Source organism: Bartonella sp. AA86SXKL (assembly GCF_042196885.1).
In genome coordinates this window covers 379-736 of the sequence record NZ_JBHIRE010000141.1, presented here as the reverse complement: position 1 = coordinate 736, position 358 = coordinate 379, and the positions used below count along the sequence as shown (strand labels likewise).

The following is a 358-nucleotide window of genomic DNA, read 5'->3' as shown; positions in this document are numbered from 1 at the left end:
AAATCCCAGAAGCTGAATGAGGGAGTATCTGTGACATTACGAATAGCGTCATAAAAACCCAAATGAATAATGCGTTGGAATGCTTGTCTTGTTTGTGGAAGAAATAAGGCGTCATCACTCCATTCTTTAGGGGTTTTTGCATCCAATGGGGTCGGGATGACATTATAATCGCCAGCTAGAACAAGAGGTTCTTCATATTTTAGCAATGATTTTGCATGTGTATACAATCTTTCCATCCATTCCATTTTATAAGGATATTTTTCGCTGTTGATGGGATTACCATTCGGAAGATAGAGTGATGCAACACGAATAACACCTTTATTTGTTGAATAAACGGCTTCAATGTAACGTGTTTGTT

The 358-nt window shown here is 37.7% G+C and carries 1 protein-coding gene; it reads right to left on the bottom strand.

What is annotated here, in order from left to right:
• Positions 1-358, bottom strand: a 358-nt coding sequence (locus ACFIO5_RS10570; protein ID WP_404978049.1) for an exodeoxyribonuclease III, incomplete at both ends; no start/stop codon positions are given.